The 17,897-nt window shown below is 42.2% G+C and carries 18 protein-coding genes; 15 read left to right on the top strand and 3 right to left on the bottom strand.

Annotation, left to right across the window (positions count from 1 at the left end; genetic code table 11):
• Positions 1-421 precede the first annotated feature (421 nt).
• Both B9Y89_RS17885 and B9Y89_RS17880 read left to right on the top strand, forming a co-directional pair.
• Positions 422-1,378 (top strand): MBL fold metallo-hydrolase, encoded by a 957-nt coding sequence (locus B9Y89_RS17885; protein WP_085524537.1) that lies wholly within the window; start codon positions 422-424, stop codon positions 1,376-1,378.
• Between the two features lie 172 nt (positions 1,379-1,550).
• Positions 1,551-2,768, top strand: a complete 1,218-nt coding sequence (locus tag B9Y89_RS17880; protein WP_085524536.1) for a cytochrome P450 family protein — start codon at positions 1,551-1,553, stop codon at positions 2,766-2,768.
• A 408-nt stretch (positions 2,769-3,176) separates the two neighbouring features.
• On the opposite strand, the gene B9Y89_RS17875 is transcribed toward B9Y89_RS17880, so the two are convergent.
• Positions 3,177-3,854, bottom strand: coding sequence for a protein kinase family protein (locus B9Y89_RS17875; RefSeq protein ID WP_085524535.1), 678 nt, complete (start codon positions 3,852-3,854; stop codon positions 3,177-3,179).
• Positions 3,855-4,140: 286 nt separating this feature from the next.
• Between B9Y89_RS17875 and dhaK the strand changes: the two genes are divergently transcribed.
• The 3 genes from dhaK to dhaM are packed head-to-tail and all read left to right on the top strand — an operon-like array spanning position 4,141 to position 6,143.
• Positions 4,141-5,097 (top strand): dihydroxyacetone kinase subunit DhaK, encoded by a 957-nt coding sequence (dhaK, locus tag B9Y89_RS17870; RefSeq protein ID WP_085524534.1) that lies wholly within the window; start codon positions 4,141-4,143, stop codon positions 5,095-5,097.
• Between the two features lie 23 nt (positions 5,098-5,120).
• Positions 5,121-5,741, top strand: a complete 621-nt coding sequence (gene dhaL / locus B9Y89_RS17865; protein ID WP_085524533.1) for a dihydroxyacetone kinase subunit DhaL — start codon at positions 5,121-5,123, stop codon at positions 5,739-5,741.
• A 3-nt stretch (positions 5,742-5,744) separates the two neighbouring features.
• Positions 5,745-6,143 (top strand): dihydroxyacetone kinase phosphoryl donor subunit DhaM, encoded by a 399-nt coding sequence (gene dhaM / locus B9Y89_RS17860; RefSeq protein WP_085524532.1) that lies wholly within the window; start codon positions 5,745-5,747, stop codon positions 6,141-6,143.
• Between the two features lie 262 nt (positions 6,144-6,405).
• On the opposite strand, the gene B9Y89_RS17855 is transcribed toward dhaM, so the two are convergent.
• The gene (locus B9Y89_RS17855; RefSeq protein ID WP_085524531.1) at positions 6,406-7,125 is read right to left on the bottom strand and encodes a DUF554 domain-containing protein; all 720 of its coding nucleotides are present in this window, start codon (positions 7,123-7,125) and stop codon (positions 6,406-6,408) included.
• Positions 7,126-7,336: 211 nt separating this feature from the next.
• On the opposite strand from B9Y89_RS17855, the gene B9Y89_RS17850 reads away from it, so the two are divergent.
• The 5 genes from B9Y89_RS17850 (at position 7,337) to B9Y89_RS17830 (ending at position 11,053) form a co-directional block, all read left to right on the top strand.
• Positions 7,337-7,867, top strand: coding sequence for a DNA topology modulation protein (locus B9Y89_RS17850; RefSeq protein WP_085524797.1), 531 nt, complete (start codon positions 7,337-7,339; stop codon positions 7,865-7,867).
• Between the two features lie 200 nt (positions 7,868-8,067).
• The gene (locus B9Y89_RS17845; protein ID WP_085524530.1) at positions 8,068-8,964 is read left to right on the top strand and encodes a DMT family transporter; all 897 of its coding nucleotides are present in this window, start codon (positions 8,068-8,070) and stop codon (positions 8,962-8,964) included.
• Between the two features lie 180 nt (positions 8,965-9,144).
• Positions 9,145-9,687 (top strand): HD domain-containing protein, encoded by a 543-nt coding sequence (locus tag B9Y89_RS17840; RefSeq protein ID WP_085524529.1) that lies wholly within the window; start codon positions 9,145-9,147, stop codon positions 9,685-9,687.
• 306 nt (positions 9,688-9,993) lie between these two features.
• Entirely contained in the window at positions 9,994-10,671 is a 678-nt protein-coding gene (locus tag B9Y89_RS17835) for a helix-turn-helix domain-containing protein (protein WP_176222279.1), read from the top strand.
• A complete protein-coding gene (locus tag B9Y89_RS17830) occupies positions 10,646-11,053 on the top strand; it encodes a toxin-antitoxin system TumE family protein (protein ID WP_139822832.1) in 408 nt (135 codons plus the stop codon). The genes B9Y89_RS17835 and B9Y89_RS17830 overlap by 26 nt, the downstream gene beginning before the upstream one ends.
• A gap of 111 nt (positions 11,054-11,164) precedes the next feature.
• On the opposite strand, the gene B9Y89_RS17825 is transcribed toward B9Y89_RS17830, so the two are convergent.
• Positions 11,165-11,374, bottom strand: coding sequence for a hypothetical protein (locus tag B9Y89_RS17825; protein ID WP_085524526.1), 210 nt, complete (start codon positions 11,372-11,374; stop codon positions 11,165-11,167).
• A gap of 445 nt (positions 11,375-11,819) precedes the next feature.
• Here B9Y89_RS17825 and B9Y89_RS17820 point away from each other — a divergent pair, with 445 nt between their 5' ends.
• The 5 genes from B9Y89_RS17820 to B9Y89_RS17800 all read left to right on the top strand — a co-directional run bounded on the left by B9Y89_RS17820 (position 11,820) and on the right by B9Y89_RS17800 (position 17,873).
• Positions 11,820-13,130, top strand: a complete 1,311-nt coding sequence (locus tag B9Y89_RS17820; protein ID WP_085524525.1) for a S8 family peptidase — start codon at positions 11,820-11,822, stop codon at positions 13,128-13,130.
• A gap of 147 nt (positions 13,131-13,277) precedes the next feature.
• Positions 13,278-14,201 (top strand): endonuclease I family protein, encoded by a 924-nt coding sequence (locus B9Y89_RS17815; protein ID WP_085524524.1) that lies wholly within the window; start codon positions 13,278-13,280, stop codon positions 14,199-14,201.
• A 450-nt stretch (positions 14,202-14,651) separates the two neighbouring features.
• Positions 14,652-16,040, top strand: coding sequence for an ABC transporter substrate-binding protein (locus B9Y89_RS17810; protein WP_369596739.1), 1,389 nt, complete (start codon positions 14,652-14,654; stop codon positions 16,038-16,040).
• A 71-nt stretch (positions 16,041-16,111) separates the two neighbouring features.
• On the top strand, positions 16,112-17,032 hold the full coding sequence (locus tag B9Y89_RS17805; protein ID WP_085524522.1) for a carbohydrate ABC transporter permease: 921 nt from the start codon (positions 16,112-16,114) through the stop codon (positions 17,030-17,032).
• A gap of 16 nt (positions 17,033-17,048) precedes the next feature.
• The gene (locus B9Y89_RS17800; RefSeq protein ID WP_085524521.1) at positions 17,049-17,873 is read left to right on the top strand and encodes a carbohydrate ABC transporter permease; all 825 of its coding nucleotides are present in this window, start codon (positions 17,049-17,051) and stop codon (positions 17,871-17,873) included.
• Positions 17,874-17,897: the final 24 nt, after the last annotated feature.

Raw genomic sequence — 17,897 nt, 5'->3', positions numbered from 1 at the left:
AATAGGACCTATGACAGCTAAAATGTCGAAAATTATTGATTGGAGCGGAAGGTGGTTGAGGTTCGGAACACTTAAACTTAGTGTGTTCCTCAGCGCCGCTTACTCAAGATGCCTTTACTAGAGTCCTGCGGGAGGAGCGGGACAGGTGAGACCCCACAGGCGCAGAGCGCCGAGGAGGCTCACCGCCCGCCCCGCGGAAAGCGAGCATCCTGGAGCGGAAATCAACCCCTCCTCTGAAATAGCAACAAAGTTTCGAAAACAGCCTTTTTTATAGGATTTTATGTAAGTTATGAATAGTGAAATATCTAATAGCAAAATGTTAAAATATGCGTATATCAAAAAATGTGAAATTAGTCGAATGGTTCAACAAAAGAAGCCGCGGATAGAAGCTGATGATTCAAGATTTAGGGAGGAGACGTTCATGCAGGCAAAAGAGCCTAAATATTTAAGAAAGCGCATTCATTTGATTGATGGGTTTGATTTGGGAGTGGCTAATCGGACAGGTACATATGTGATTGAAGAAGAGCAATTAACGTTAATTGAAACGGGGCCGAGTCCTTCCGTCCCGTACATTAAAAAAGGACTGAAGCGCCTTGGCTATTCACTGGATCAGGTGAACTATCTGATTGTTACCCATGTTCATTTGGATCATGCGGGAGGTGCGGGTCTATTATTACAAGAATGTCCCAATGCGACAGTGGTTGTACATCCGCGAGGCGCGCGTCATTTAGCGGATCCAAGCCGTCTTGTGGCTGGGGCTAGACAGGTTTATCAAGAAAAATTTGATCCTTTGTTTGATCCTGTCATCGCTATCCCGGAAGATCGTTTATTAGTTAAAGGGGATGGGGACACATTAACGATTGGACCTGATTGCAGACTGGAATTCTTGGATACACCGGGACATGCCAAACATCATTTCAGTATCTATGACCCGATCAGTCATGGCATGTTTACGGGGGATACGGTCGGGATTCATTACAAGTTATTGGCGGATGATGGCATTGATTTTTTCCTTCCGACCACATCACCCAATCATTTTAATCCCGATGCCATGAATCGATCCATTGAACGCATTCGTAAACGATCGTTAGACAGACTATATTTTGGTCATTTTGGCATGACAGCTAACGTTGAAGAAGCGCTTTGTCAGGTAGAAGAATGGCTGCCTATCTTCGTTGAAGAAGGCAAGCAAAGTGCTGTGCGCGAAGAGGGGCCTGATGCACTTGCCAATCGACTGCTATCACGAATTAAGGCGCATTTGCGACAGCTAAATGTTGCGGATAATCATAGCGTTTATCAAGTGCTTGAACTTGATATGCAAGTCTGCGCACAAGGGATTGTCGACTATTTGTGGAAGCAAAGGAAAGTTGCGGATTAGGGAGATCATGCGGTTGATCGTAACGGTGGTCAGTTCTTTGAATTATTGATTGATAAGAAGGGACAAAAGTCACTCTAATGATTCGATGATTTCTGGTATAATAAACTTGGTGTAAAAATAGTTAAATACATGAACCAATTGCATCACAATTATAGTGAAGGGATGTTGGATGATGCCATTATCGCTTAATGACGTGGATTTATTTTCACCTGAATTCAAGCAGCAGTCTTATCAACTTTATAAAAAGTTGCGTCAGGATCAACCGGTCTTTCCGTTCAAATTACCAACAGGGAAGCAAGCTTGGCTTGTGACAAAACATGAAGATGCTCTAAATATGTTTAAGAGTTCCAAGATTGTTAAGGATTTTAAGAATGTTAACGAAGGTGAAGGCGACTATTTTCTTGAGAATGGTGCTTATTTGGGGGAAAACATGTTGTCCAGTGATCCGCCTGATCATACCCGATTGCGTAAACTGGTCTCCAAAGCCTTTACTCCAAAAATGATTGCCCAGCTGGAAGATGATATTCAGGCCGTTACTGATCGGCTTTTGGCTCCAGTTAAAGAGAAGGGACACATGGATGCTATAAGTGACTTCGCCTTGCCGCTGCCTATTATTGTCATCAGTAATATGCTGGGTATTCCGGAGAAAGACCGTGATGCTTTTCATGACTGGTCCGCAGTTATTGTGGAATCGGCCAATGACCAAAGCCGCATCGTCGAGAATCAAAATACAATCAATGCCTTTATTACCTATATTCGTGATCTCGTGGATGAGAAACGTCAGCATCCGGACGACCGCCTGATCAGTCTTATGATTGATGCTCATGACGAAGGTGATCGATTATCGGAACAAGAACTGATCGCAACGATCTTTTTATTAATCGTCGCCGGTCATGAGACGACGGTCAATTTAATTGCCAATGGTTTGTATGCTCTCTTCCAGCATCCTGAACAGATGATCCGATTGCGGCAAAATCCGGACTTGATGGAGAATGCGATTGAGGAAATGCTTCGCTACCACGGTCCGGTTGAAATCGCTCCGATTCGTTATGCAGCGGAAGCAATGGACTGGCATGGACAACAAATGGAGCGAGGGGACGCGATTTTTATTTCTCTAGCAGCGGTGAATCGTGACCCAGACGTCTACGATAACCCTGATCAATTTGACATTGCCCGGGAAAACATTAAACACTTCGCCTTTGGTAAAGGGATTCACTTTTGTCTAGGAGCGCCATTAGCGAGGTTGGAAGCTAAAGTGGCATTCCGAACACTGCTTAGTGAATTTAGTGACTTATCGCTTTCAGTGCCGGATGATGAAATGAAGTGGCGGCCAGGTATGATGATGCGCGGACTCGAAGCATTGCCAGTTGACTTGAGGCAGCAGAGTTAGCTGCCGCATAGAGGATATAAATATTGAGACGGGGACAAATCTAAAACAGGATACTTAGGAAGCCGAACAATAAGATATGAAAGCAAATCCTAAGGGTCGTCAAAATCCGTAGACGCCTGCGGGAACAGCACGAACGCCATAAGCTTCTTTGGACTGCGACGAAGCATCTTGCTTCCCTGAAAAGGCTTGAAGATGCAGGTGCACGAGCCGAAGATCCACTTGGTAAAGGGAGTTCCTTTACCAAGTTAGCTGAGGCCGTGCCCGCGGCAAGCGAAGGATTTTGACGAAGCGATGACAGGAATGGCTATTTTCAACTAGTCTTCCGAACTGTAATAAATAACTTCGGATTTTTCTGTGACTCATATACTTTTGGTCCAGCCTCGTTTCTTTATAGTGTGAGTAGGACAGTTATTTCCAAAACAATGTCAACTTTGCGATTTTTTTCATAAAATCCTCGAAGGAAAAGTTTGGGTCGTTTGTTTGCAAGTACCATTTTTTAATGGCTTCAAGTAGCCAAAGGGGGAGGGGCTTGCCATCAATAAAGTGATAATAATTTTCATACCCTTGTTTCAGATGCTCCCAGCGACCATCATTTCCTGGTTGGATGTACTCAGAAACGTCAAGAATCTTGGCTCTCCCATTTTGTAATAGGATATTTCGCAAATGAATATCTCGAGGATTAAGACCCTGTTCACGAATATACGTCCTGGCATTCTCGACATCTTGGATGACTTGTTCTGGTATGTGAATCCCTTGCAGCAGGCAATCATACAGTGTGGTTCCTTGTTCAAAGCTGAGAACAAGAAAACGATCACCCGCACCACATAGGTTTGAAAAAAAGCGGGATTCCCCTATGCTTTGGTAGACCTTTATTTCGGCGTCTTTTTTAGACAGTTGTTCATCGGCATAGACTTTAAACGCATATCCAGGGGCATCAATAGAGCGAAATACAGCTGCGTCTGTTCCCACACCTATGCAGCCTAAGCCATCAGAACGTCCGCTGATCGTTACTGGTTGGTTGTTAGGATTGGTCCTCACTTTAATGTTGGATAAGGCTTCAACGGCCACTTGCCAATCTGCTGACATATAGTATTCACCCCATGTTTTATACAGGCTTTATTCTTTACATCTAATAAAGGCCCGTTAACATAGTTTATTCGATGCTAAAATACTGAAAGGGTTCCATTTGGGGATCATAATTTTTAGTATCATACCATTCCTGCATATTATTTTGCATGGTTCATACTTTCTGAGGGACTTTCAAAGAGCCTTTCAACCATGAAAAACTGATATTGAAATGTTAAAATAATTGTACAAAAAAATAGTCTGCCAATTCGTGTTCAGAAAATGTCTAAAAAATGGAGATGCTATGATGAAAAAATTGGTGAATCGTCCCGATGATGTCATTGACGAAATGTTAGATGGAATGGTTGCGGCCCATCCCGATCAATTAAAACGCTTACCTGATTCGACAGTCCTTATCCGGAAAGATGCTCCTGTAAATGGAAAAGTTGGATTGGTCAGCGGCGGGGGCAGCGGTCATGAACCCGCTCATGCCGGCTATATCGGTGATGGTTTATTAGATGCTGCTGTTGCCGGAGAAGTTTTCACCTCTCCGACACCGGATCAAATTTTCGAGGCCATTAAGGCAGTAAATAGCGGCAAGGGTGTTTTACTTGTTGTTAAGAATTATTCCGGCGACGTCATGAATTTTGACATGGCAGCTGACATGGCTGAAGCAGAAGGCATTGATGTCGAGCAAGTCATTGTGAATGACGATATAGCTGTTGAAAAAGAAGAAGACCGTCGAGGCATCGCCGGGACAATATTTGTTCATAAAATAGCAGGAGCTGCCGCGGCAGCTGGCAAAAATCTAGAGGAAGTTAAAGACATTGCCGAACACGTCATCCATAACGTTCGATCCATGGGTGTCTCCCTTTCCCCGAGTATTGTTCCCGCTTCCGGCAAACCCGGATTCACACTAGGCGATAATGAAATAGAGATCGGTACAGGCATCCACGGGGAGCAAGGGATGGAAAGAAAGGAGATAATGCCGGCCGATGAACTTACGACGGAACTTTTGACAAAAGTATTGGATAAGGTGGCTCTCTCCACGGGTGACAATATTGCCGTTATGATTAACGGGCTAGGCGCGACCCCTCTCATGGAACTGTATATTGTTAATCGTAAAGTTAGCGAATTATTGAAACAGAAACAGGTCAATGTTGTCAAAACATTTGTCGGAGAATACATGACTTCACTAGAAATGGCGGGTTGTTCAATTAGCATCTTGAAATTAGATGGTCCATTATACGATCTTTTAAAGTAAAGAAATGTAGGGAGGCAACATTCATGCAATTATCTGTTGAACAAACGGCACAATGGTTAAGACAAATGAATCAAAAAATGCAGGAGAATAAAGATAAGCTTTCTGAACTCGATCAAGCCATTGGTGATGGCGATCATGGTCACAATATGGCGAGGGGCTTTCAGGAAGTGCAAACAAAAATAGACGCCAACACTTATGAATTTACGGGTGATTTGTTAAAGGACACCGCCATGACCTTAATTTCTAAAGTAGGTGGAGCTTCTGGTCCCCTCTTTGGCACAGCGTTTTTAAAAGCGGCTTCTGAGTTGAAGAACGAACCTGAGATCAATGATACCAATATTGTTCCCGCCTTAGAAGCAGCTGTTAACGGGATTAAATCTCGCGGCAAAGCCAATGAAGGCGATAAAACCATGCTTGATGTCTGGATCCCCATGTTGACCTATTTTAAGGAACAGGACATCTCTCCTGCAGGTCTTGCGGAAACAGCAGAAACAGCGATGGAGGCGACGAAAGATCTCGAAGCTAAGAAGGGACGAGCTTCTTATCTAGGAGAAAGATCGGTTGGGCACCTAGACCCAGGTTCTGTAACTTCCTATTATTTGTTTGAAGCTCTATCTGACGTTTTAAAAGAAGGCGAGGCATAATTTATGGCACATGTCGGAATCGTGATTGTTTCACACAGTAGCAGGCTGGCTGAAGGGGTGCAGGAACTTGTTTCGCAAACGAATCAAAATAATGTCCCCATTGCGGCAGCAGGCGGTACAGATGATGGTGAGATCGGCACAAGCGTCGATCGAATAACGAAGGCGATAACAGCTGTTGATGAAGGCGCGGGGGTTGTCGTGATGTTTGATATAGGCAGTGCTTTGATGAATGCTGAACTTGCGATAGAAATGCTTGATAACGATGCGGAGCATGTGACCATCGCGGATGCTCCACTTGTCGAAGGGACCTATGTCGCAGTGGTTGAATCCGGCTTAGGGCGAACGGTAGAAGACGTCCAACAAGCTGCCGAAAAAGCTAAAAGTTGGGATAAGAAGCAGTAAATCAAGGAAAAATCGTAGCTGCAGATACAAACGGCGGTTATCCCATTGTTTTCGGGGTGCCCGCCGTTTGATTATCATTAAGAAGGATTTTGGAATGTCTAAGGAAATATAGGATTAAAACCTGTAACGACCATATTCATATGATTATGTATCTTATTGGTGTTTCTTTTTGGCTGGTTCATGTGGCATGGGAATGTACAAAGGGCTAAGTCCTTAGGATCGGTCTAGAAAACAATGATGTATGCTAATAGGGTGACAACAATCACCCCATAAACATTTTCCATAATTCCGATACCGGCATGGCCAGGACGAGAGCCGGCAACATATTGCCAATCGGAAAGGATTTAATGCCACTAATCCGAAAACCTGTGACTAACATAATGATGCCGCCGACACCAGAAAAGTCAGCAATCATATGGGGTTCGGTAAGCGGTAGAATGACCCCAGCACTCATGAATAAACCGACGAGAATAACGAATTGAGGAACGGCGACGGTGATCACCATATAACCTAACGCTGTCGCAAAAATCGCTGCGGTAAAGAGATCGAGAAACGATTTTGAAATTAGTATCGATGTATTGCCTGTCATACCTTCGTTCAAGGCACCAAAGATTCCGGTTCCGCTAGCGCAGAATAACACAACAATACCTACAAATTTCTCCATAAAAGCTTCTTGGCTCAGCTCAGTATTTCCGCCTGAAAACAAACGTTCCACGGGCCCGCGGACTTTGCTCGCACACCATTCAATGCCTTTTTCCAGATTCATTAACTCACCTAGGGCGCTCCCAATTAGTAGAGAGAGAATGACAGGTGGTAAAGCATCCATGTCTGTGATTAAATCGATACCCATGCCCATAGATGCCGCTCCAAATGTTAGTGGGAGAGCGGTACTTAATCTCTCAGGGATTTTATCTTTAAAAAAAGCTCCTAAAAAGCCGCCAATAATGACTGCTAATGCATCAATCATTGATCCTGTTGGCATCGTCAGTTCCCCTTCGTGTTGTTCTTATTCCATTAAAAAAAGCAGAATTTTCCTCTGACAATAGAGAGGGGAAATTCCACATGCATAATATTTTACATCATTTTTGTAGCACAGACCAATGATTAGCTTTCGTGCCAGTGTTATGAAGGGGGGATTGATCGTGTTCTCGAAATTAATGGTGGAGAAATATGACGCAGAGGTTGGGGAGTCTATGAAAAAAATTGCAATCATCGGTTCAGGTGGATCTGGAAAGTCTACTTTAGCTAGACAATTGGGTTATAAGCTAGACATTGAGGTTTTTCATTTGGATGCTATGTTCTGGAAGCCGAATTGGGTCGGGACGCCCAAGGCAGAACAAAGACGTGTTCAACATGAACGGGTGAACAAAGATGCATGGATCTTTGACGGCAATTACGGCAGTACAATGGACATCAGACTTCAAGCCGCTGATACGGTTATTTTTCTAGATATATCGAGAGTCATATGTGTCGGCCGTATTATCAAAAGAAGGATTAAGTATTGGAATAAGCCAAGGCCTGATATGGGAAAAGGGTGCGATGAGAGAATTTCATTCCCATTTTTAAAATGGGTTTGGAGTTACCCTAAAGTTAAAAAGCCAGAAATCATGAATAAGCTGGCACAATTACCCGATGAGACTAAAGTGGTGATTTTGTCGTCGCCAAAAGAGGTCGAGCGTTTCCTTGAACGAGTCGAGCACAATGAAACAACAGGAACTGTATAGGCATTCAAATGATCGGGCAGCAACATCTACAAATGAGTAATCCATAACCGTGTATTTTTAAAGCCAGTTCTTCGATGCTTACCGAAGAATTGGTTTTTTTGTTATAGCCAAACAATTTAATTGACAGCGACTTTCCTTTGGATTAATGTACTGTAGGATTAGCAAATATGCGAGAAGAATAAACGTATCTGGAGGACAATATGAGCGATAAAAATAAAGGTATTCTCTTACTCTTACTATCTGCTTTTGGTTTTGCGATGATGTCGGCCTTCGTGAAACTTTCTGGAGATGTGCCAACGCTTCAAAAGACCTTATTTAGAAATCTGGTGACGGCTGTCATTTCCTTCGGATTTGTTTGGCACCATAAGGAAAGGATCTTTGGCAAAAAGGAACATCAGCCGATTTTATTATTAAGATCAGCCTTAGGGACGCTTGGCATTGTCTTTTACTTTTATGCGATTGATCATCTCGTTTTATCAGATGCGGATATGTTAAACAAAATGAGCCCGTTTTTATTAATCATTTTTTGTGCGATATTTTTGCGGGAGAAGGCTAAGTTCTATCAAATCGTCTCGGTTATCGTCGCGTTTATCGGAACACTATTGATTATTAAACCGGCATTTTCGATCGAAGCGCTTCCATATATGGCAGGTGTTGCGTCAGCTGTCTTTGCTGCTGGAGCTTATACAGTGTTGCGCGTGTTAGGAGATAAGGAGAAGTATTATACGGTTGTCTTTTATTTTTCCTTCTTCTCAACAGTTGTGCTTGTGCCTTTTGCGGTCATTTCGTATGAACCGATGTCATGGCAGCAGTTGATCTACCTGCTCTTAGCGGGTTTGTTTGCTACTCTGGGTCAGTTTGGTTTGACCGTTGCATACAAATTTGCACCGGCTAGGGAAATATCCATCTTTTTTTACTCGACGATTGTCTATTCCGCATTAATTAGTGTGATCGTCTTTCATCAGCCACCGGATCTACTAAGTATCATTGGTTATTGTGTCATCTTTGGTGCGTCTTTTTATATGTTTGTTAGGAACAACAAAGCAGGAAAGGCTGCGGAACCATTACAGAATAAGGGCACACTAAATTCGCGTTAGGGAATATAACTCAGTGTTCCACATGCGGAAGAGGGATGAATGGGAAAGAAAATAGGACCTTTAATGATTGCATTCCAATAAAAATCGTGCTATATTGTTTGGCAATATCATTTTTTTGCCATTGTCATTTATTGCTTAAAACGCTTCTTAAAGACTGGCAAGACTGGAGGAGTTTTTGCAATGAGGAATGTGACGTTAGAACAAATTTTTTCCCATCCAATCGCCCAAAAGTATCTACAACGCTCAGGCATCGCTCATGCGATTGCTGTTGCTGAACACGCTTTTTCCTATGCACAGAATAACAATGTTGATCCCGATCAAGCCGCTAAAGCGGGTCTCCTTCACGATATCGGCCATTATAACTGGTATCGTAATGGTGAATGGGATTTTGATTTATATAAAGAAAATGACATTCATGCAATTAAGGGCGCCAATCGCGCTCATAAACTACTGATCCGTAGCGGGGAAAATCGCCAAGCAGCGAAAGAAATTGCCCTGGCTATTTTACTCCACACGGATTCTTATTTGCCAGCTGGGTCAAGCCAACTGGAACGCAACCCTCTTCAGCATGTTGTTGCTTTGGCTGATGAAGCTGAAGAACAACCCGGAGGGAATCATCATTATCAAACCATTGACCCCCAAACAGCGCTTGATCGAATCCTTCAATTAGATAAACAAATCGACAAACTTGACAAGCTTAGGAACTGTAGACACTCAAGCTAATGGCAACCCTTTGCCATTGGCATCGCTGCCTTATTCCGTAAAGGTTAGAATCCCTCACTCATTTCAACTGTTTATAATTATTTCCTGACAGACATCATTTGATTTCATATGACAATACCCATCCCTAACGCACTAAAATTTCTACACACTTTTCGTTTAAATTCTGTTAATGTTATTTTCAACTTTACTTTTCAGATTAAAGGGTTTGCATGCTGTTATTATGGCAATAATTTAGAACAGTTGGATCGTTTAAGAAACTTTGGGCTTGTAGTTTGCTTTAAGTTTGTATATGATGGAGGTGTGGAGGTGGTATTAATGTTTACGGCCTATGAAAAAGAAGCTTTTGTTGATCAGTCGATTGACGCATTAACTCAACGCATTTTTGAGCAACCCAATGACTCTTTACTATTTTTTAAGATGCTAGTTAATTTTGCAAATAAAACAACCCTTGATACTAGTGCTTATAAACAACTCAGTGAAGAGGTATTAAGTGACCCGAATATCTTAAAGGAACATTATTATGTATTGTTTCAGCAAATGGCTGAATATGCTTCCAAGGAACAATCAGATCTCACACTATATACAACAGGTGATTTAGCCAAATATTTCGGTGTCAGTATCACGGCCATCAATAATTGGATTAAGGAAGGTCGGTTTATTGGCTATACCAAAGATAAAAATAATAAACAGGCCCGGATTTCTGGTTCCACAATTTGGCGTTCGCGAACAGGTAAATTACACAAAGTTCAAGATATCGTTGATGAATGGGAAGCAGAAAATGATATTGATGACAATAACAGTGTCCAAGTAACCATTGTTAATCAATTAATAGCCTACGAAAAGAAATATGGGGGGCCATTCGAGCAAACATTAGGCATGAAAGCGACCAAAGATATGACAGCAGACGAAGAAACTGATGCTTCTGCTTGGAAATATCTTATAAGAAAGTACGATACCTTTGGGAACCGGACTGAGAAAAACTAGTTGGCCGAGGATTACAAGAGATTTTGATGATATCATCGAGGAGATCCGCCCCGTTCCTGATGACAGAAATCGTCGAGTGATCGTTTTTAGAGACTTTAGTAAATTGCACTGTAACGAAATGATTATTCAAGATGAGATTGAGTTTTTTCAATATGACTTATATGATGCCTCTGGGAATATCATTATTAAATTTCATTCTGAACCTCATGAAAGGAAGGCTTATCAAACCGAAACTGAACCCTTCCATATGCATGTGAAAGAAGACGAAAAGGATCTGAGCGCATCTAAGCGAATGTCCCTTGATAAAAGATTACGAGAGATGGACGACATTCTTTCGTTTATAAAAAATAGTCGACATATTCAATACCTATATTTGAAATGATCAAAACAGCTTCAATTGCTGTGTTTGATTTATATCGCGTTGTCCCATCTGTTATGCTATGACATAAGTTTACCCCAAGTAGCACTTGCCCCGATCCTCCAATTAGACAAACTAACCCCTATAAAGCAGTTCAATATCCTCTTGCGGGGCTTCAATACAGTCTTTTTCAACCGAGTTATATAAAATATACGTCGGCTCTTCAGTTTGATTAAAAGGGTGCTGGCTGTAATCCAATTGGTATCCGCTAATTTGGAAAACGCCTCTATGGGTAGGTGTGGTTACAAGATCCCCTATATAGTAGTCGAACTTTGGCTGGAACATACACATGACACTCCAATATTTTGTCGATCTATCTATAGGATAGACTTTGGTCTGATAAAATATAATGTATATCCAGCATGATGCCGATATTAGATGAAATCATTCAAAAATAATAAACACTATAGATGTTAATGGAGAATAACAGGTCCTAAGGAGCTATATATAAGGTATCAGTTTCTGTTGTATTATCAGAAAAAACAGTCATTTAGTTGCATTGATGGAGATCATTTCGAAAGTTATGCTTTTAGTATAAGAGATAGATTCTCTTTAGATTAAGGTCTTTTTTGTTCTTGGGCGTTTTGAAAGATGTACAGGATTTTGGTTTAACAGATGGACCTATAGGGTGTTCATGCATTGAATGGCCATTCATTACCCCATTTGTTCAAAGCCATCGTTGTTTTTGGAAGTAGGACTTGAAATCTAAAATAACGAGGAGGCAACAAAAATGAGTGAAAGAAAAAGAGTCTGGTTTGAAGAAGCTGGCCGTCTACTAGATCCTGGTTTGGTCGATCAACTGAGACGCAAACGACAAGAAGACCCCTACGAAACAAGAAGCCATTATGACACCCTGCCGGTAATCGTCTATTTAGCCAAGGACATTGATCAGCACAAAAAGGATGATATGTTTAAGACTTGTCATGCCGACTCGCATAATTTACTTCGCGACGAATTTTACTTTAAAAATGCTGTACACGGAAATATGACACCGGATATGATTAAGTATATTAAGGACCATGAAGCAGTCGACCGTATTTTCTATGATCGAGATGTATCTGCCTTTCTCAATGTTGCAAGCAGGGAAATTGGGGCCGTCGATATCCAAAAGGATCAGGGATTCACTGGTAAAGGCGTAACGGTTGCTGTCATTGATACGGGTGTCTATCCTCATGATGACTTAACAACACCTACGGACCGGGTAATCGCATTTAAAGACTTTGTGAATAACCAAGAGGAACCGTATGATGATAATGGCCATGGGACGCATTGTGCTGGTGACGTAGCCGGAAATGCGTATCGATCAGATGGCAGTTACATTGGGCCTGCCCCTGAAGCGTCAGTGGTCGGGGTCAAGGTCTTGAATCAACAGGGAGGCGGAAGATTATCAACCATTATAAAGGGGATTGAATGGTGTATCAGTCATAAGGAATCACTTAATATCCGTGTTATTTCCCTTTCTCTTGGAGCTGAAGCTGTTGAACCTTATAGAGATGATCCTTTGGCACAAACGGCACAAGAAGCGTGGCATGCAGGCATCGTCGTTTGTGCCGCAGCTGGGAACAGCGGTCCTAAACCAATGACAATTAGTACACCGGGTATCGATCCGTTTATCATCACTGTCGGAGCTACAAATGATCAGAATACCCTGCCGCGTTCAGATGATCAGATCGCACGCTTTTCGAGTCAAGGACCAACTGTCGATTCATTAGTCAAACCAGATATCTATTCACCGGGAACTGATATCATTTCCCTATTGGCCCCTGATTCCGCTTTGGAAAGCCAATTGCCTGAACAGATCGTTGGAGACTATTATTTACAGTTATCTGGTACATCAATGGCAACCCCGATTTGCGCCGGTGTCGTTGCTCAGATGCTGGAAGCGAATCCCTATCTTAGCCCCAACGATGTGAAGAGCATTCTTCAGACAGCGGCCCAACCGACACTGGATGATCAATGGGGATATATTGACGCAAAGAGTGCGATCGACATGGCCAAAACCTATCCCCGGTACGAGCAGACATCGACGGAATCAAACTAGGTATCGGATCTCATGAACCCCCTTTGCATCAGCCCTATCACCCGCCTTTCGCCGGGTGATAGAAGCTGATCGAGTTATGGTCTTCCGGCGTTAGTCGAAGTGAAGAAGAGCTTTTTTCTCGAGGATTCCCATATAGGAGGAATGAACATGTCCTTAAGCCGCGAGCAAAAGGAAAGACTTCTTTCGGTATCAACCGATCGCCACCGTCTCAGTACCATCCTCTCACACCTTACAGAAACGATAACCAACATCCATAAAGACGAAAAAGCCTATTATGATGAAGAACAAGATAAGCAAACAATTGAGGAGTATTATCGCAACATTGATTTCGACAGTCCTAATGATGATATCATGCAGTCACTCAAACGGCTTCTCCAAGACACGCATACTAACAAGGTGCAGTACGACCCAAGTGAGTATGTTTATCCCTGGGTTGACTTACGACCGGATGGGCATCTCGCGAGTATTTACTCCGGGCAGAAGCGTCAAGCAGAAGAGGTTATAAGAGAGGACTATGAAACCTCCATAAAGCGTAAAGAAGAGATCAAAAAGGTGATGGACGAGGATCAAGATAAGGCAAGGGCCCAACTGGTACGCATCGCAAGCGACCTCAAATATAATTGTGAGCATACCGTGCCGCAATCTTGGTTCAATGAACAAGAGCCGATGCGCGGTGACCTTCACCACCTATTTACCTGTGAACCTGTTTGCAACTCCATTAGAAGCAATTATCCTTACCATGATTTTTCCGATTACGAGCCGGGTCAAGTGAATATTAAGAAGGTAGAAGAAGGGTGTGGCAAAGCCGATCAAGGCTTATTTGAACCGGCATATGCTAAAGGAACGGTTGCTCGAGCTGTGTTATATTTTTTATTAAGGTATCCTGATGACATTGAACCAACCTATAAGGATGATATTGACACAGAACTGTTACTCAATTGGCATCAGTCCCATCCGCCTGATCTTTACGAAAAACACCGTAATCAAGCCATCTATGACATTCAAGGAAATCGTAATCCATTTATAGATTTCCCTGAGGCAATGAATGATTTAAACGAGGAACCAATGTGAAATGAATAAGCCTAATAGATGAATATGAGGAGAAAGTGGCCACCTGTTTTGACAGCAGGTGGCCATTAATTATGTTGGCTGGATCCATAAAGTGATTACAAAAGTTATACCAATTTCAAAAAAACAATAATGGATATGCCTTAGAGTAAGGGGTGGACTTCGGTGGCTCAAGGAGCATGCAGGTTGGTCGTTGCCATGTCCTGAAACATTTGAATGAACGATATAAAAACATTAAAAAAAGCTTAATAAATATATTGGCATATACATATATATCAAGTAAGTTATTTATCCAACAATCCAGTTTCTTAGGAGGATCAATAGTATGAAAGATGGAGGGCGATAGAATGTCGGAATAAATGAAAGGAACCACTATAACTTTTATATTTTTTTGAAAACGCTTACCTAACTGAGATTGATCGTTTCCATTGACAAAAATGATATAAGGAGATGATGAGTTTGTGGTTGATCAAGAAGAAAGGCTTAGCCGTTGCTTCAATGATCTTGGCTTGTCTGGTTGTTATGTCAGCCTGTTCATCTGGTACATCAAGCACCAATGAAGAAGGAGATTCCAAGAAGGAGCTTAGCATTACATTTCGCTCTGGAGGGGGCACGAACAAAGGTCTTATCGATTGGCTGAATCATGAAATCATACCGGAGTTTGAGAAAGCCCACCCTGATGTCAATGTAAACCTAGCTCCGCTTGAAGTGTCTGAAGGGGACTATTTTGCTAAAATCGCCCTCCTGCTTAAATCTAAAAACACAGCTCCAGATATCGTGACGGAAGACACATTTATGATCAATTCCGATGCCAGTGCAGGCTACCTTGAGCCGCTAGATGATCGTGTGAAAAATTGGAGTGAATGGGATAAATATATTGAAAAGATCAAAAAGGGCGTCATTGCACAGGATGGCAAGGTTTATGGTGTGCCATACAATACCGATTCTCGTGGACTCTGGTACAACAAGGAACTTTTCGAACAGGCAGGACTTCCTGTCCCGTGGGAACCTAAAAATTGGGATGATATTTTACAGGCAGCAACAACCATTAAAGAAACATTCGGAGACGATGTGGTTCCTTTATGGATGAACTCCGGGAAAGCCACGGGTGAAGCCACCTCCATGCAAACGTTCGAGATGTTATTGTACGGAACAGGTGATCCTTTATACGATCAAGCATCCCAAAAATGGATTGTGAAAAGTGACGGGATTTTAAATACATTCAAGTTTATTGACACGGTCTATGAGAACGGACTTGGCCCAAGTCTTTCTAAAGTATTAAATGGGCAAGGGGGAACTGTGGCTTACCAACAATTAATGCCTCAAGGTAAGCTTGCGATTGGGCTTGATGGTATTTGGCAAACAGGGAACTGGCATGAAGATGGACCGGCACCATGGCCGGAAGCGTTTGATGCCTTAGGTTATGCTCCCATGCCAACGGAAAAAGGTCAAGAGCCTGGAACCACGTCTATGTCAGGAGGCTGGGCCTTATCTATTCCGAAAAATTCCAATAGTAAGGATTTGGCCTGGGAATTTATCAAAATGGCTTCTAGTCAAGAACATAACTTGAGTCTGCTGCTGAAAGAACGGAGCCTGACTCCTCGTAAGGATGTTGCTAAAGAATCCGATTACAAAGATATGCCGATGTTTGAAAAGGCGACAGAGTTTCTGAAGACGACCCATTTTCGTCCGGCTGTAGCCAAATATCCCAATGTATCAACGACCATTCAATCACTTGTAGAAGATGTCGTTACCGATAAGTTAACCCCCCAAGAGGCAGCCAAACAATATAAGAAAAATGTTACAGATATAGTGGGTCAAGATAAAGTGATGGAAGAGTAAGGGTATCTTATGGCTTCCTTTCTATAACTTCAGAAAGGAAGCTATGATTTGAATAGGGAAGAGGTGTTAATATGAATGCCGATCCAGTTAGATCAACATCTCATGTGAAGCGTCAAAAGCGGAAAAAAGACGCAACATTGCTTAGATCCATACTCTTTTTATTTCCTTCATGGATCTTATTATTGATTTTCTTTGTCGGGCCAATTGTTTTAACGTTTTACTTTTCTTTTACTGATTTAGCTCTGACTGGCGCGGGGGCTCAAAGCACTGAATTTACGGGGTTTGACAACTTTGTCAGCATGTTTCATGATCCGGATTTTCGGATTAGCGTGGTTAAAACGATTATCTTTTTACTTCTCTCAGCGGTCATTGGCCAACAAGTATTGGGCTTCCTTCTGGCGATTCTGATGAAGGAAAGAAACAAATCGTTTCGCCGGATCATTGGCATTATTGTTATTGCGGGATGGGTTACCCCTGAAATTGTTGTGGCATTTTGCTGGGTTGCGTTTCTAAGTGATAACGGAACATTGAATATGATATTGGAATCGATGGGGTTACACTCCATCACCTGGTTATACTCTTTTCCAATGATTAGTGTGTGTATAGCTAATATATGGCATGGGACCGCTTTTTCAATGATGGTGTTTCAAGCCTCTTTAGACGATGTTCCGAAAACGATCGAAGAAGCAGCTATTATTGATGGTGCCTCAAGATTTCAAGTGTTAATAAGAGTGATTTTGCCTATGGTCAAAGGGTCGATTGTGACTAACATGATCTTAGTCACGCTGCAGACATTAGGTGTGTTCACATTAATTTATACCATGACCGGGGGAGGTCCCGGAACAGCGACCCAAACGCTTCCTATCTTTATGTATAATCAAGCTTTTGTCAATTATCAATTAGGGTATGGGACAGCGATATCGTTAGTGCTATTGATTATTGGCATTATTGCTAGTCTCAGCTACATCCGCTCAATGAAAGTGAAATTATAGAGAAGGAGGTCAGCGAATGAACCGTTTAAAATGGGAAAAAGTGATGCCATATGTGATTCTCACAGCAATAGGTTGTTTCTTTTTGTTACCGTTGTTATGGATGTTGTTTGCGTCGTTTGATCCCAATGCACAGCAATCTCTCACTTTACCGGATGCGCTAACGTTTGATAACTTTGTCTCAATATTAGTCGACCCAGCTAATATTCGAGCCTTTATCATCGGATTGTTTCTGTCTTTAGGTCAAGCGACACTCGTTGTGGTCGTTGCCGGAATGGCAGCTTATCCGCTTTCGCGTTATACTCTTAAGTATAAACAACCTTTTATGTATACCATCTTATTTATGACGGCCTTACCGATTACGGCGGTGATGGTTCCGGTTTATCAGATGTTTCTATTTTTGAATTTGCAGGATTCGCTCGTTGGCACGATGTTATTTTTAACAGCTTCAGGGCTGCCATACGGGATATGGATGATGAAAAATTTTATGGATGCCGTTCCGTTGGAATTGGAGGAGTCAGCATGGGTTGATGGATCGTCTGTGTGGAAAGGACTGCGCAAGGTGGTCGCTCCCCTTATGATTCCAGGAATATGTACGGTGGCGATTTTTACCTTTTCCATGAGTTGGGGGAATTTCTTTGTTCCTTATATTTTGATTCAAACACCAGAAAAATTCCCGGCTTCCGTTACGATCTATCAATTTTTCGGGAATTACGGTCTGGTTGAGTACGGAAAGTTAGCTGCTTTCTCATTCATTTATACATTGCCGGCCGTTATTCTCTATATTTTTTCACAACGATTTATGTCCCAAGGATTTAGCCTCGGGGGAGCGACAAAAGGATAACCAGACTAACTAAAGGAGTGGTTC

Origin of the sequence: Tuberibacillus sp. Marseille-P3662 (genome assembly GCF_900178005.1) — a bacterium.
Lineage (GTDB): Bacteria > Bacillota > Bacilli > Bacillales > Sporolactobacillaceae > Marseille-P3662.
The sequence above is the reverse complement of the archived record's forward strand: the minus strand, read 5'-3'. Positions and strand labels throughout refer to the sequence as shown.